The sequence below is a fragment of the Streptomyces sp. NBC_00236 genome (assembly GCF_036195045.1).
Taxonomy (GTDB): domain Bacteria; phylum Actinomycetota; class Actinomycetes; order Streptomycetales; family Streptomycetaceae; genus Streptomyces.
Map to the genome: position 1 here is coordinate 7,361,471 of NZ_CP108100.1, position 13,219 is coordinate 7,374,689.

Annotated in this window: 8 protein-coding genes; 3 read left to right on the forward strand and 5 right to left on the reverse strand. The window is 67.5% G+C overall.

Going from position 1 to position 13,219, the window contains the following annotated elements:
- Positions 1 to 53: 53 nt before the first annotated feature.
- The 4 genes from OG446_RS32795 to OG446_RS32810 all read right to left on the reverse strand — a co-directional run bounded on the left by OG446_RS32795 (position 54) and on the right by OG446_RS32810 (position 8,839).
- Positions 54 to 3,239 carry a type I restriction endonuclease subunit R gene (locus OG446_RS32795; RefSeq protein ID WP_328897421.1) on the reverse strand — a complete coding sequence of 1,062 codons (3,186 nt, stop codon included), beginning with the start codon at positions 3,237 to 3,239 and terminating at the stop codon, positions 54 to 56.
- Positions 3,236 to 4,507 (reverse strand): restriction endonuclease subunit S, encoded by a 1,272-nt coding sequence (locus tag OG446_RS32800; protein WP_328897422.1) that lies wholly within the window; start codon positions 4,505 to 4,507, stop codon positions 3,236 to 3,238. Before OG446_RS32800 ends, OG446_RS32795 begins: the two co-directional genes overlap by 4 nt.
- A complete protein-coding gene (locus tag OG446_RS32805) occupies positions 4,504 to 6,621 on the reverse strand; it encodes a type I restriction-modification system subunit M (protein WP_328897423.1) in 2,118 nt (705 codons plus the stop codon). The genes OG446_RS32800 and OG446_RS32805 overlap by 4 nt, the downstream gene beginning before the upstream one ends.
- A 79-nt stretch (positions 6,622 to 6,700) precedes the next feature.
- Complete coding sequence (locus tag OG446_RS32810) at positions 6,701 to 8,839, reverse strand: N-6 DNA methylase (protein WP_328897424.1); 2,139 nt, start codon at positions 8,837 to 8,839, stop codon at positions 6,701 to 6,703.
- A 222-nt stretch (positions 8,840 to 9,061) separates the two neighbouring features.
- Between OG446_RS32810 and OG446_RS32815 the strand changes: the two genes are divergently transcribed.
- The 3 genes from OG446_RS32815 (at position 9,062) to OG446_RS32825 (ending at position 11,354) form a co-directional block, all read left to right on the forward strand.
- Positions 9,062 to 10,288, forward strand: coding sequence for a DNA sulfur modification protein DndB (locus OG446_RS32815; protein WP_328897425.1), 1,227 nt, complete (start codon positions 9,062 to 9,064; stop codon positions 10,286 to 10,288).
- A gap of 86 nt (positions 10,289 to 10,374) precedes the next feature.
- Positions 10,375 to 10,947: a hypothetical protein gene (locus OG446_RS32820; protein ID WP_328897426.1), complete on the forward strand. Its 573-nt coding sequence runs from the start codon at positions 10,375 to 10,377 to the stop codon at positions 10,945 to 10,947.
- A 62-nt stretch (positions 10,948 to 11,009) separates the two neighbouring features.
- Entirely contained in the window at positions 11,010 to 11,354 is a 345-nt protein-coding gene (locus OG446_RS32825) for a hypothetical protein (RefSeq protein WP_328897427.1), read from the forward strand.
- A gap of 81 nt (positions 11,355 to 11,435) precedes the next feature.
- On the opposite strand, the gene OG446_RS32830 is transcribed toward OG446_RS32825, so the two are convergent.
- Entirely contained in the window at positions 11,436 to 13,115 is a 1,680-nt protein-coding gene (locus tag OG446_RS32830; RefSeq protein WP_328897428.1) for a DUF262 domain-containing protein, read from the reverse strand.
- Positions 13,116 to 13,219 lie beyond the last annotated feature (104 nt).

The window sequence follows — 13,219 nt, forward strand, 5'->3', positions numbered from 1 at the left end:
CGCGCGCCGCGTAGGCGCAACGGAGGACCCTCCCGTGTCCGTGCGGGGCGGGACTACTCGTCCACGTTCTCCTCGCGGCGGATCATCCGCCACGCCGCCCGGCGAGCACTGCGGTCCAGGCTGGACCGGAAGTCCTTGTCGGGGCCGAAGTACTGGCGCCCTATGCCGGCGGTCGACTCGATGTGATCGGCCATGTTGTCGGCGAAGGCGCGGTCGAAGACCTTGCCGAAGTTCGCCTCGTCGTTGACGACGGCCGCGGCCCGTACCTTCGGGTCCTCGGTCGTCTTCTTGAACGGCTTGCGGACGTCGTCCTCGGTGAACTCCGTGCCGAACTTGGCGTTGAACGCGTCGATCAGCTCAGACAGCAGCGACTTCTCCGCCTCCGCCGCACCGCCCGTGCCGTCGCCGAAGCCGGGGAGTTCGGCGGCTCCCTCGGGTGAGAGCGACACGTCGTGCTCGCCGGTCTTCTCCACCCGCAGGTGGCTGAGGTCGATCTCCCCTATGTCGACGCCACCGTCCGCGCGGCGGGGGAGACGGTTGAGGAGGTAGCGGCCGTAGAGGTGCAACCGCTCCAGCTCGGGGTCGCGGTAGGGGACGATCTGCGCGAGGAAGCCGTACTTCCGCACGTAGTCGTTGAGGTCCGCGCGGAAGTCCTCGGCCGTCTCCACATCGTCGTCCTCCTCGCTCTCCAGGAGGGGAGTGAAGCGGGCGACGGCGGGGGAGAGAAGCCGGTACAGCTCGGCGTGCAGCTTCTCCCACTTCGCCTGCGAGCCGGCCGCCTTCTCCTTCGCCGCGAAGTACGCGGTGGCGAACTCGTCCATCTCCGACTCGGAGATGATCGGGGCCGACATGACCCGGCTCTGTGCGGTGTAGAGCAGGTTCGGGTCGGAGGGGAGGGTGTTGGCCTCCTCGAAGTACGGACGGAACGCGTCCTGGATGTCCTGCGCGTCGTTCACGAAGTCCAGGACCGCCAGGTCCGCCTGCGTCTTGCGGTCGGCCGTGCGGTTGAGGCGGGAGAGCGTCTGGACGGCGGAGATGCCGGTCAGCGTCTTGTTGACGTACATGGTGGTGAGGAGCGGCTGGTCGAAGCCGGTCTGGTACTTCTCCGCGACGACCAGGATCTTGTACTCCTGCTGCCCCCGCCCGCCCGCGCTGACCGCCTTGTCGTCGGCCCGGGTGTACGCGAACGCCTTCGGCAGTGCTCTCTCCGGGATGCCGCCGTTCTCCTTGGCCTCGGTCGTCTCGTCCGTGTCGTCGCCGACCGTGAGGGAGCCGGAGAACGCCACCAGGACGCCGAGGTCCGGGTACTTGGTGTCGTACTCCCGGTCCTTGATGTAGCTCTTGATCGCCCGCGCCATCTCCGCGGCGGACTGCCGCGTGGCCGTCACCACCATGGACTTGGCCCGCCCGCCGAGCCGACCGCGGGAGTGCGTCAGGAAGTGCTCGACGATCACCTGGGCGTGCTGGGTGACGGTGCTCTCGTGGGTGAGTGCGTACCGGGCGAGCAGGGTGTTGGCCTTGGAGGGGTCCACCTCGCGCTCGTCCGGGTTCTCGTTCACGAGCTTCCAGTACGTGTTGTACGTGACGTAGTTCCGCAGCGGGTCGAGGATGAACCCTTCCTCGATGGCCTGCCGCATGGAGTACGTGTGGAAGGGGCGGTAGGCCGCCTTGCCGTCCACGGTGTCTTCCGTGCCGAAGAGTTCGAGCGTCTTGGCCTTCGGGGTTGCGGTGAAGGCGAAGTAGGAGAGGTTGGCGGCCTGCGAGCGCTCCGCGGCCTTCTTTTTCAGCTTCTCGTCGAGCGTGACGGCCGTCGCGCCCTGGTCGTCCGAGTCGGAGTCCAGGCCGAGGTCCCGGAGAGCAGCCCGCACGGCCGTGGCGGCGTCGCCGGACTGGGAGGAGTGGGCCTCGTCCACGATGATCGCGAAGCTGGTGCCGCTGATCTCGGTCGGGTTGCGCTGGATGTAGTCCAGCAGCGCCGGGAACGAGTGCAGGGTGACCGTCACGATCTTGCCCGTGTCGCGGGACAGCGCGCGGGCGAGCTGCTCGCTCTTGGAACCGTGCTTCTCGTCGACCTTCACGACCAGGCCCTCGGTCTGCGAGAAGCTGCCGACCGTTTCGCGGAGCTGGGCGTCGAGGTTGCGGCGGTCCGTGATGACGATGACTTTGTCGAACACGGGTGAGCCCGGCTTGATCCGGCCGGTCGCGAGCGCGTCGGGGTCGAGTGTGCGGGGATCGGTGTCGGCGTGGAGGTCGCTCAGGCGGTGGGCGAGCCACCCGATGGTGTTCGACTTACCGGAACCGGCGGACGCCATCACGAGGTAGTTCTGGCCCACGCCGTGGATGGAAGCATGAGTGGTCAGCTTCTTGACGACGTCCCACTGGTGGAAGCGCGGGAAGATCGTCGACTTGGTGGTCCCGCCGCCAGGCGTCTTGGTCTTCTGCTGGTGCACGTAACGCTGAAGCAGGTCCAGCCAGTTGTCCCGCGCCCAGACCTGCTCCCACAGGTAGGAGGTGGCGTAGGTGCCGTACGCGGTCGGGGCCGGGTTTCCGGCACCACCGGGCAGGCCAGCGCCGTTGGAGCCGGTGTTGAACGGGAGGAAGCGGGTGTTCTTGCCCCGGAGCTGGGTGGCGACGAAGACGAGATCCGGGTCCACGGCGAAGTTGGCGATGACGCGGCGGGTGAAGATCAGCTCGGTGGGGTCGCGGTCGGCGCGGTACTGCTCCTTGGCGTGCTCGACGCCCTGCCGGGTGAGCGGGTTCTTCAGCTCGGCGGTGGCGACGGGGATGCCGTTCAGGAACAAGGTCAGGTCAAGCCGGTTGTTCCAGTCGGCCTGCTTGGTGGCGTAGGCGAGTTCGCGTACGACGGTGAGGCGGTTGGCCCGGTAGCCGTCGAGCACGGAGTCGTCGGCGACCAGATTCGGCTTGAAGTAGGCCACGCGGAGACGGACGCCCCGGTCCTTTACGCCGTTGCGGAGGACCTTGAGGAGGCCCTCTTCGCTGATGGCCTTGTCGAGGCGCTGGGCGAAGCCGCGCTGGGCGGCGTTGACGTCGTTGCCGTAGACGGCGAGGAGTTCGTCCCACTCGCGGATCTGGCTCTCGCCGAGGAACGTGAACAGTTCGTTGGTGTCGAGGCCGAGGTCGGCCTGATAGTCCTCGGGTCGCGCCTCGTGCCAGCCGCGCTCGGTCATGGCTGCGACGATGGCGTCGCCGAAGGCGGACTCGCTGTGTATGGGGCTCACGATGCCGGGACTCCGTCCGTTACGTTGCGGCCGCTGGCGGTGGAGACGTCGAACTGGCCGGTTACGGCGGCGGTGATGAGGGCTTGGCGGCGTTCGGAGGCGAGTCTCTCCGAGCTTTCGATTGCAGTGCAGAGGGGTTGCAACTGCATGATCCATGCCCCGATTTCGACTTGTTCGGCGGCAGGAACTACGGGGACGTTGATTCGCCCAAAAAGATCCCAGTTTCGAAAGTCTACGGCTCGTTCCCGAGTGCTGGTGGCGAAATTGCCAAGGTAGCCCTGCAACGCCAGGAGTCGGAGAAGTCTCGCGAGGAAGCGACCATCGCCCCCGCAGGCAGGGACGCAGATGTGGTAGACAGGGCTGCAATTTCCACTGGCCTCGGACACGCCGATGGCGCCCGCGAATCCATCGAGGCCATGCACGACAACATCGTCAACTTGGACGTGCTGCCCCTGAGGCTCAGTAGTGGCTGACAAGGTATAGCCCTCTGAGCGGCGGAGACTTCGCTCGGTTACTTGCCCATCACGGAAGGCGGTGATAACACCCTCGTTTGCGACGGGTGGTCTAATTACCTTGGTTAGCAGACGGCGAATCGGAAGCGTGGGATCGCCCGTCTCCGGCAGCGTCAGGCGGCTTCTGCCAACGTGCCCAAGCACTCTGCTATCGATGCGTTCATTCAGGACGTGCAGCAGGCGACGCTTTTTATTGACGATATTATCGAGCTTCCTCGTTTCGGTGTCCAGGAAGTCTGCGATGCGGAATTGTTCCTCGATCGAGGGTACTGGGATTCGGATATCCCGTGCTGCTTCCAGGTTGATCCTTGACCTGGTGGAGCCCCGTGCTAGTGATGACACTCGCTGAGTCACTGGAGCGGAATTTAGAGCCCATGCCGCGTAACGATGCAAGAGTCGTGATTCGTCCAGGCGGACGCGAAAGCAGTCCGCTTTGACGATTGCGGGACTCGCAGTGTTAGGTGCCAGGCAGGCGCGGCCAACAGGGTTATTGAGATCTCCGAGCCCTGCAATGAGGAGGTCTCCTGCCTTCACTTCGTGTCGTCGTAGGGATTCGAAGTAGTCGAGCGGAATGTATGCAGCGTCAGCGTTCCGAAAGCTGGCCGTTCCGATGTTGCCCAACCGAATCACTCTTGCGCCGCTATCGGAATAGTGGCTGCTGGTTAGTGAGCTGCCGAATGGTCCATCAGTGATGCTGGTCACGAAGCGCCTGAGTGGAGCGCCGTCATGAGGGAAGGGCCGTGCGGTGGTGTTCACCCCGTCACCTCGCTCAAAAGAGTCTGAATTTCAGCCTCCAGAGCTTTGAGGTCCGCATCGATATCTGCCAGCGGTCTCGGCTGTACGTATGTGTAGAAGTGCTGAGTTACCGGAACCTCGTACCCCACCTTGGTCTTCGTGTAGTCAATCCACGCATCCGGCACATGCGGGTGCACCTCCCGCTTCAGGTACTCCTCCACGTCCTCACCCAACGGCACGTTCTCGTAGTCCCGCAGATCCGCATCCGGCTCCGGGGCACCGCCCTTGAGGAGCTGAACCTCCCCCTCCGGATCCCGCACCCCCACCGCATCCCGAAAAGCCTTGGCGAACGGTGCCCCCGTCGGCCCCGGCACGCCGGCCTCCGCCATTGCGCTCCGCACCGCCACCTGAGCCTCGGACTTGGTGGCCCACTCGCTACCCAGCAGCGGCCTCAACGCACCCCCGAGGACCGACACCTCCGCATCGGCCAGCTTCTGGAACTGGGCCTCCTCATCCTCCGTGAGCTTCCGCCGGACCTTCGCCTTGGCAGCGAGCTCCGGCTCACGCGGCAGGAAGCGCTCCTCGGCCCACTTCTGCACCGGCTTCGACGCGAGCAGCGCGGCCAGGGTCTCCTCCGTCAGCTCGAACCGCAGCTTCAGCGGGCGCTCCACCGTGATCCGCTGGTAGCCGAACGCCGTGTTGTCGAAGACCTTCACCTTGGCGTGCAGCGGGTGCTCCGCGTCCGCCGCCGCTGCCACCGCTTCCCCGTACAGGCGGGTGATGTCGCCGATGTGGTTCGGCTTGCCACCCGTACCGTCGCCCAGTTCCTTGCGCTTGTCGCCCAGCGACTTTCGCATCTTCACCCACTGGTCGCGCGCGTCCAGCAACACGACCTTGCCCTTGTGCTGGGCGTCCTTCCGGTTCGTCAGGATCCAGAAGTACGTGGAGATACCGGTGTTGTAGAAGAGCTGGTCCGGCAGGGCGACGATCGCCTCCAGCCAGTCGTTCTCCAGGATCCAGCGGCGGATCTCCGACTCGCCCGAGCCGGCCGCGCCCGTGAACAGGGGTGAACCGTTGAAGACGATCGCGATGCGCGAGCCGCCCCCGCCGTTCACGTCCACCGGCTTCATCTTCGAGATCATGTGCTGGAGGAAGAGCAGCGAGCCGTCGTTGATACGAGGCAGGCCGGCGCCGAAGCGGCCGGAGTCGCCGAGGTTCGCGTGCTCGTACTCGACCTCCTCCTTGACCTTCTTCCACTCCACGCCGAACGGCGGGTTCGCCAGCAGGTAGTCGAACTTCTCGCGCTTGTGGCCGTCGTCCGAGAAGGAGTTGCCGAACGCGATGTTCTCCGGGTCCTGGCCCTTGATCATCAGGTCGGACCGGCAGATCGCCCAGGACTCCGGGTTGAGTTCCTGGCCGCTCACCTCCACCGTGGCGTCCTTGTTGTACGCCTTGATGTGGTCCTCGGCCGCGCTGAGCATGCCGCCCGTCCCGCAGGCCGGGTCCATGACCGTACGCACGACACCGGGCATGCTGAGCGCGTCGCCGTCCGGGGCGATGAGCAGGCTGACCATCAGTTTGATGACTTCGCGCGGGGTGAAGTGCTCACCCGCGGTCTCGTTGGACTGCTCGGAGAAGCGGCGGATCAACTCCTCGAAGATGTAGCCCATGTTGTGGTTGGACACGGCCTCGGGGCGCAGGTCCAGGTCCGTGAACTTGCCGATGACCTGATAGAGCAGGTTCGCGCTGTCCAGCTTGCGGATCTGCTGGGCGAACTCGTACTTCTCCAGCACCTCGCGGGCGTTCGGCGAGAAGGCGCCGATGTAGATCTGGAGGTTCGTCGCCGCGTTGTCCGGGTCACCGGCGATCGACTTCAGTGTCAGGCTGCTCGTGTTGTAGAACGAGTGGCCCGCAGCACGTGGCAGGAAGTAGTCCGGGTCGAGCTCCTGCTCCTTGCACCGGACGACCGCTTCCGCGACCTTCTCGCGCGTCGGCTCCAGGACGCATTCCAGGCGGCGCAGCACGGTGAACGGCAGGATGACCTTGCCGTAGTCGGACTGCTTGTAATCGCCGCGCAGGAGGTCGGCGACGGACCAGGCGTGGTTCGCCAGCTCCGTGTGCTTACTGCTGTTCAACGCGTTCCCTTCGATGGACCCGGACCGGCCGGGACGGTTGCGCTTCAGTGTGGTGGATGTGTGAAGGCCGCGTTGCCGTTCAGGCCAACGGGTCTTCCGGCGGCGGGCGCAGCGCCCCCGCCGTCAGGCCGGTGAGCAGCGCGTGGGCCGTGGCCTCGGCGAGCTCGGCCGTCCGGCGGGCGGCGGTGCGGAGTTCGTGGGTGTGGCGGAACGCGGCCCCGTAGCGGCGTTGTTCCTCCAGCGGAAGCAGCGGTACGCGCAGCCGGCCCGGGGAGACGTGCAGGATGGTGCTGCCCGTGGAGGCTCCGGCGATGTTGGCCTCGGCCCCTAGGAACCCCGCCAGGAACCAGGGGTCGAGCCGCGCCGGGTCCGGGCGGAGCAGGTGGATGTGGTGGCCGAGGAGGGCCTCGGCGTCCGCCTCGTCCGCGACGCGGGCCATGAAGCCGTTGCCGCCGGCTACGCCGCGTACCAGCACATCGCCCGGGGCGACCGTGTGCGCCGCGTCGGTGCGCAGGTCCTCCGGTGTGCCCGAGGGGCCGGTGCCGCTGCTGATGTCGGACGCGGTGAGCACCAGGCGTTCCCCGTTGCCCCCGGCCCCGGTCTCACCGCGGGTCCCGGGGACCGCCGCCCGTAGCAAGGAGAGCGCGCCGCCTCGGGCGAGGTCGGAGACCGTCGCCGTGCGCCAGGCCCGGGAGGACTCGGCGACCGTCTCCCAGGGGCCGACGCCCGCCGCGCTCTCCAACTGGGGGAGGGAGGCGACGAGCAGCGCGCGCCGTTCCTGCGCGCGCCCCGCCACCTCCGCCGGGTCGAGGTCGGCGGGCGCGGTGCGCACCTGCCGGGCTGGCGTGAGGTCGACGAGGTCGTCGACCAGGTCGATCGTCGCGACGGCGCGTGCCGTGCCAGGGGTATCGGTGAAGGAGTCCGGGGCCTGCCTGTACGCGGACCAGTGGCTCAGGACCTCGGCCGACAGCGCGTCCCAGTCCACCCCGCCTCGACGGGTCCGGGGCCGGGAGTGCGTGTCCTGCGGCGACCCCGCAGCACCGTCGCGCTGGTCCCCGCTCACGTCCACGAACAGCACCGACGCACCACCCGTGCCCCCCGGCTCAGGGCGCTGGAGCACCCACAGGTGCAGGCCGATGTGCAGTGGCGCCGAAGCGCCGACGGGCAGACCGACAACGGCGCGCAGTGCTCCGCTGCGTACGAGCTCCGCACGGATGCGGCGGCCCGAGGCACGGGTGGACGTGGCCGGCGGGAGCAGCATCGCGGCATAGCCGCCGGGTTCCAGATGTGCGAGGGCGTGCTGCGTCCAGGCCAGCTCCGACTCGATCCGCGGCGGCACGCCGTAGGCCCACCGCTGGTCGTACGCGAGCTCCTCGTGGCCCCAGTCGCGGTCGCCGTACGGCGGGTGGCAGAGCACGCCGCCGACCCGAAGGTCCGGGAAGGCGTCGGCGCGCAGGGTGTCGCCCGCGCGGACGGTGACCTGCGCGTCGGGGGCCGCGAGCAGCAGGCGTACCGCGCTGCGCTGGGCCTGCACGGGCAGGGAGTCCTGGCCGTACAACTCCGTGGCGCCTCGGCGGGCCGCCGCCGCGAGCAGGCTGCCGCTGCCGCACGCCGGATCGAGAACGCGCGTCGTGCGATCCGGCAGCAGCCGGGCCATGAGGTCCGCGAGTTTCGGCGGCGTGCGGTACGTGCCGCTGGAGGCGGTGTCGTCCAGTTCGCGTTCGGCGAGGACATTGAGGGCGCTCTGCGCACCTTCGCCGCAGACGCACCGCACCAGGGCCCGGAGCGCGGCCACGTCATCCGGACCAAAACCAGTGGCCTCGGCCCCGGGGACCGCCCCGGCGAGCTCTGCCGCAGCTTTGTCGGCCTGGGCGATGACGTCGGAGTCGGGCAGGCCGTCGAGCGCGGCGAGATCGTCCGCGCTTCGGCGCGACGCCGCCAGAACGAGAGGGAACAGGCGGGCTGCCACGCCGGCCCCGGATCCGTGGAGTCGCAATACGGTGCGCAGCTCTTCCGAGGGCGTGGCAGCGGACGACTGGCCGCGTGCCTCCAGCCATCCCCGCACCGCTTCCAGGTCGTAGAGCGGACTGCTGTCGGTGCCGCCCGACGGGGCTGGGAAGTCGTCGTGCCGACGGCGCCAGTTGCTGACGGTGGCACGCGTGACCCCGGCGATCCGTGAGATCTCGGCGGCGGTCACCTGAGCGGGTGGCTGGGGCATGGGGGTTCCTGGCCTCTCGGGAGTGAACAGTAAACAGACTACAGCGCTCGTCAAATCTCTCAAGGGGTTTGACAGTGCTTTCACTGCGGTGCTTATCTGATGGAGCTTCCGGTTGGCAGCGCGCTCCTCGCGGTGTGAACCGTTGATGTGCCGTTGCCCCTGCCTGCGACGCGGTGCCGCGCCACGCCACGCACCGCTCCTCTGATCCCGAGGGAGACACCCATGCAGATCACCCTGCCGACCACCGTCGTCGAAGGAATCCAGCTCACCGTCATGCCGTTCCGGACCGACGCCGTGATCGGGACCATGTCCGTGGCGACCCTCGTCCAGCTCGTCCCCTCGCCCCGCCGCGAGGAGGACACGAAGACGCTCAAGGCCGCGTCCGGTGCCGTACGGCGCCACGCCGAACTGCGCTCCCTGGTGCAGCGGGCGCTGAAGTCCACGCAGAAGGGGAAGAACGTCGGCTCCTACGCCGAGTACATCGCCGACGGCGTGAAGGGCGAACTGGGCGCCGGCTGGTCCACACCGCCGATCACCTTCTGGCACGCCGGCCCGCTCGCAGCCCTCAGTGACGAACTGCTGCCCGGAACGGGCCTGCGGACGCTGACCATCACGCCCGGCACCTGCGTCGTCGCCATCGACGGCGAGACGCAGACGACGGCCTGGCACGAGCTCTACGACGACCCCGGGCACTACGGGCTCACGTACGCCGAACTCGCCACCATCCGCGTCCCCTTCGAGCTGTACGTGGATCTGTCGGTCGCCGACGCACGGCAGATCTTCTACGACCGGAACGTGCAGGGCGTCATCGTCGCCAAGAACCTGGCCATGTCCATGGACCAGCGGGATTTCGCGACCCGGCTCGCGCACCGCCTCGCCGAATCCGTCAAGGTCGAGGTCGACGACAAGGTCGTCCCGTTCACGAAGCTCGTCAACGCCAGCAAGCGGCAGGTCGGCAAGACGGACCCGGAGGTCATCACCCTTTCCGCGCTGCGCGCCCTCGTCATCACCGCGATCTACGGGCGCACGGGACTCTCACGCTCGGCGGAGACGGTCCACGAGGACGAGCTTCCCGCCGGGACGGGGGCCGCGCAGGTCGAGGGGAGCGTCGTCCCGTCACTGGCCCGGCTCATCTCCGACCACTTCCCGCACTTCGCCTCGCGCAGTGCCATCACCGCCCCGGCGGTGCTCGCGGGACTCGGCATCGCCGTGCACCACACCACCCCGTGGGCCGACCCGATGAACGCGCTCGGCGTCGAGGACCTGCACCGGCTTCTCGCCGACATCCGGTGGGACCGCGAGCCCCGCTACTGGCACGGCGTCGCCGCCAAGGCGAGTGCCACAGGACGCCTCAACTTCAGCGGTGGCGTCAAGGACTCCGGCGGCCGCGTTGCCGACGCGATCCTCTACCCCGCGACGGAAACGGGACGCCGGATCCGCGGGGAGTGACAGCGGTCCGCGCATCCGGACCGGCACGGCCACCCGAACCCACTCAGCTCGTACGCCACTCGTACACCACTCACTTGGAGCACGCCATGAACTCTCCCCAGTACCAGGGCCCCGGACCGTACAACACCCCCCAGTACACCGCCCCGCTCCCGCCCGCCCCGTCGCCGCGGAAGCCTTCGCGTGCCAAGGCGTGGGTCACCCACGGGGCGGTCGCCTTCGTCGCCCTGCTCGTCGGCACGGGCATCGGCTCCAGCGGTGAGGCCGACGCCGACGGCAAGGCCGGCGCCTCCGCCAAGCCGGGGCCGACGGTGACCGCGACCGCGACTGCCACCGCGAGGGAGACGGCGAAGGCCGCTCCCGCGCCGACCGTCACCAAGACCGTGACGGCCAAGCCGAAGAAGACGGAGAAGCCCGGGCCCCCGAGCACGTTCAGCGGGGACGGGGAGTACCTGGTCGGGGAGGACATCGCGGCCGGAACGTACAAGACCGCGGGCGGCGACGGATCGTTCGGCTGCTACTGGGCCCGGCTGAAGGACGCCAGCGGTGAGTTCGACGCGATCATCGCCAACAACAACCTGGAGGGGCCGGGCCGGGTGACGCTCAACAAGGGCGAGTACTTCCAGACGAAGCGCTGCGCGGAGTGGAAGAAGGCCGGGTGACCCCGAGCGCCGGCCGAAGGCCAGGTGAAGGAACGACGACGAACACATCGGGGGGAATCCGTATGGACGCGGCTGAAGAGCCCGAACTGGCGGTGTATCACCGCCACCTGAAGGGCCTGCTCTCGTCCGGCGACAGGGAGACCTTCCGAGCCCTCATGGCTCAGGCCCGTCACATCACGAGCCGGTCGTACGAGACGAGCCTCTACGACCATCAGCAGGCGTTCCGCCTGCTCTGGCACCACCTGGACCACGTGGGTCACCTGAGCCGCGTGAGTCAGGAGGCCCGGAGCCGCCTCGCTTCGGGGCGTGCGAGCGCCGTGGAGAGCGAAGAGTTGGAGTTCTTCCTCACCCTCTACCGCCGGATCACGGCAACCGACGCGGACGATGCCAGGTGCGGCCACCTGTGACTGCCCGTCGCAGCGACGGGCAGTCCGAGCGGCGACCGGACTCCGATCGGGTCGGCGAATCCGAACGTCGTGCCCGGGGTGCTACAGCTGCCATTCCTCGGCCAGGAGGCCAATGAGTTCCACCTGGCGCTTCTCCAGGTGCTCGGGCGTCCAGGTTTCCTGCCCCAGTACCTGTGTGGTCAAGGGGAACGTGACGACGCCCCGCTTGAGGTACCGCTCCTTCTTGTCGGTGAAGTCGAGGTTCTGAACCTGGGAGTTCTTGGCACGGCTGAGCAGCACCAGGTTGGCCAGGCGGTGCGTCCACAGAGCGCGTTCGCTCGTGGTGAAGTCCGCACGCCATTGCGACTGCGGATCGGGATTCTGGGGGAGCACATGCTCGACCGTGATGCGCGGAGCGTCGTAGGTCGCCACGATGTCGTCCTCGGAAACCAACTCGTCGAGCCGCAACAGGATGTATCGCCGCGTCCTCAACTCGTGGTAGACCTCGCCGTCGAGCCGGCGCAGTGTCTCGGCCCGCTCGGTCTCGGTCAGTTGGAAGGCCGGGGCTTCGAGGCTCCTGTCCGGGGTCAGCTCCTTCAGCTCGGTAAGCAACTCGGCGAAGCGGAGGACACGGGGAGTGGTGTAGACACGTCGGACGAACATGCTTGCCGCGAGTCTTTCCAGTGACCGGAGAAAGGAACCCAGCCACACCGGATCGTCTCCGTGTGACCTGAGTGCCCACAGCGCGGCCGGCCACCAGTCGTTGTTGTCCAGCAGCAGGAGCCTGCGGAACCACAGATTGACCTGATCCGACCCGTCTCCGGCCGCGTACGCCTTGTCACGGATCACCGCCGACGCCTCGGCATAGGGCACGAGTACCTGGTCCACGAACTCCTTGGCGCGACCGCCCTTGTAGTGGACGAGGACCTGGCTCTGGAACTCCTTGAGCAGTTCCTGTCGTGCCCGCTCGCCCGAGAAGATCATGCGGATGTGGGAGAAGAGGTCGGAGAAGTCCTCGCGGCCAAGGCTCTCCTCGGAATCTTCCCACCGCCTGGCGTACGTCTCCGAGACCTCCTCGTCGATCTCCCCGATGATCTGCGCCTTGAAGATGTCAGCAGGCGACAGATCGAGGCCGCGGGAGTTCATGACGCTGAAGATCCGGTGGGCGCTGTCCAGGTCAGGGGTGCTGACCGCGACCAGGAAGGTCTGGACCCCCATCAGCTTGCACAGGGAGAGTCGCTGCTCGTCGCTCCAGGAGGCCAAGGCGGTGTGCAGTGCCAGCGCGTTGGCCTGGACAGCCCTCTGCGCGTCCGTCCTGAGATTGTGCGGGTTCAGCACCAGGAGTGTGCTGATGGAACCGGCGGTCTGAATGTGCTGCTGGAAGAAGTCGGCGTCCCGGGGACGCAGAGTGAGACGGGGTTTGGCCTTCAGACCCAGGACCGTGTTCCCGGGCTCGGAGATCATCGCTACCAGATTGGTCACCACATCGGGCTGCTGCGCCAGATCGCGCAGCACGGCCAGCAGGATGGTCAACGTCGTCAGACGTTGCTGACCGTCGATGACGTCGGCCTCGGCGGATCCGCTGTCCTTGACGAGGACCAGAGAGCCGAGGAAGTAGGGCTCCCCGTCGCCCCGCAGGAGGGCTTCCTCCAGGTCGGCCAGGAGCTGCTGGGCCTGTTCGGGCTGCCATGCGTATGGGCGCTGGTAGTCGGGGATCCGAAAGTCGTAGTCACTGCAGAAGACTTTGTGCAGCGGCACTTCGCGCGCTTCGAGTTGGGCCATGATCCGCATGATTCCCCACAGGACGCGAACTTCGCAGTGAAGCAGGGCAAGTCCCCCAACCCGGGTGAGTTGGTGCGGTGACGTGAGACGGCCGAGGAGTTCTG

Coding starts and splice junctions, on each gene's coding strand:
- OG446_RS32810 (WP_328897424.1), bottom strand. CDS start 8,839: ATGCCCCAGCCACCCGCTCAGGTGACCGCCGCCGAGATCTCACGGATC.
- OG446_RS32815 (WP_328897425.1), top strand. CDS start 9,062: ATGCAGATCACCCTGCCGACCACCGTCGTCGAAGGAATCCAGCTCACC.
- OG446_RS32820 (WP_328897426.1), top strand. CDS start 10,375: ATGAACTCTCCCCAGTACCAGGGCCCCGGACCGTACAACACCCCCCAG.
- OG446_RS32825 (WP_328897427.1), top strand. CDS start 11,010: ATGGACGCGGCTGAAGAGCCCGAACTGGCGGTGTATCACCGCCACCTG.
- OG446_RS32830 (WP_328897428.1), bottom strand. CDS start 13,115: ATGGCCCAACTCGAAGCGCGCGAAGTGCCGCTGCACAAAGTCTTCTGC.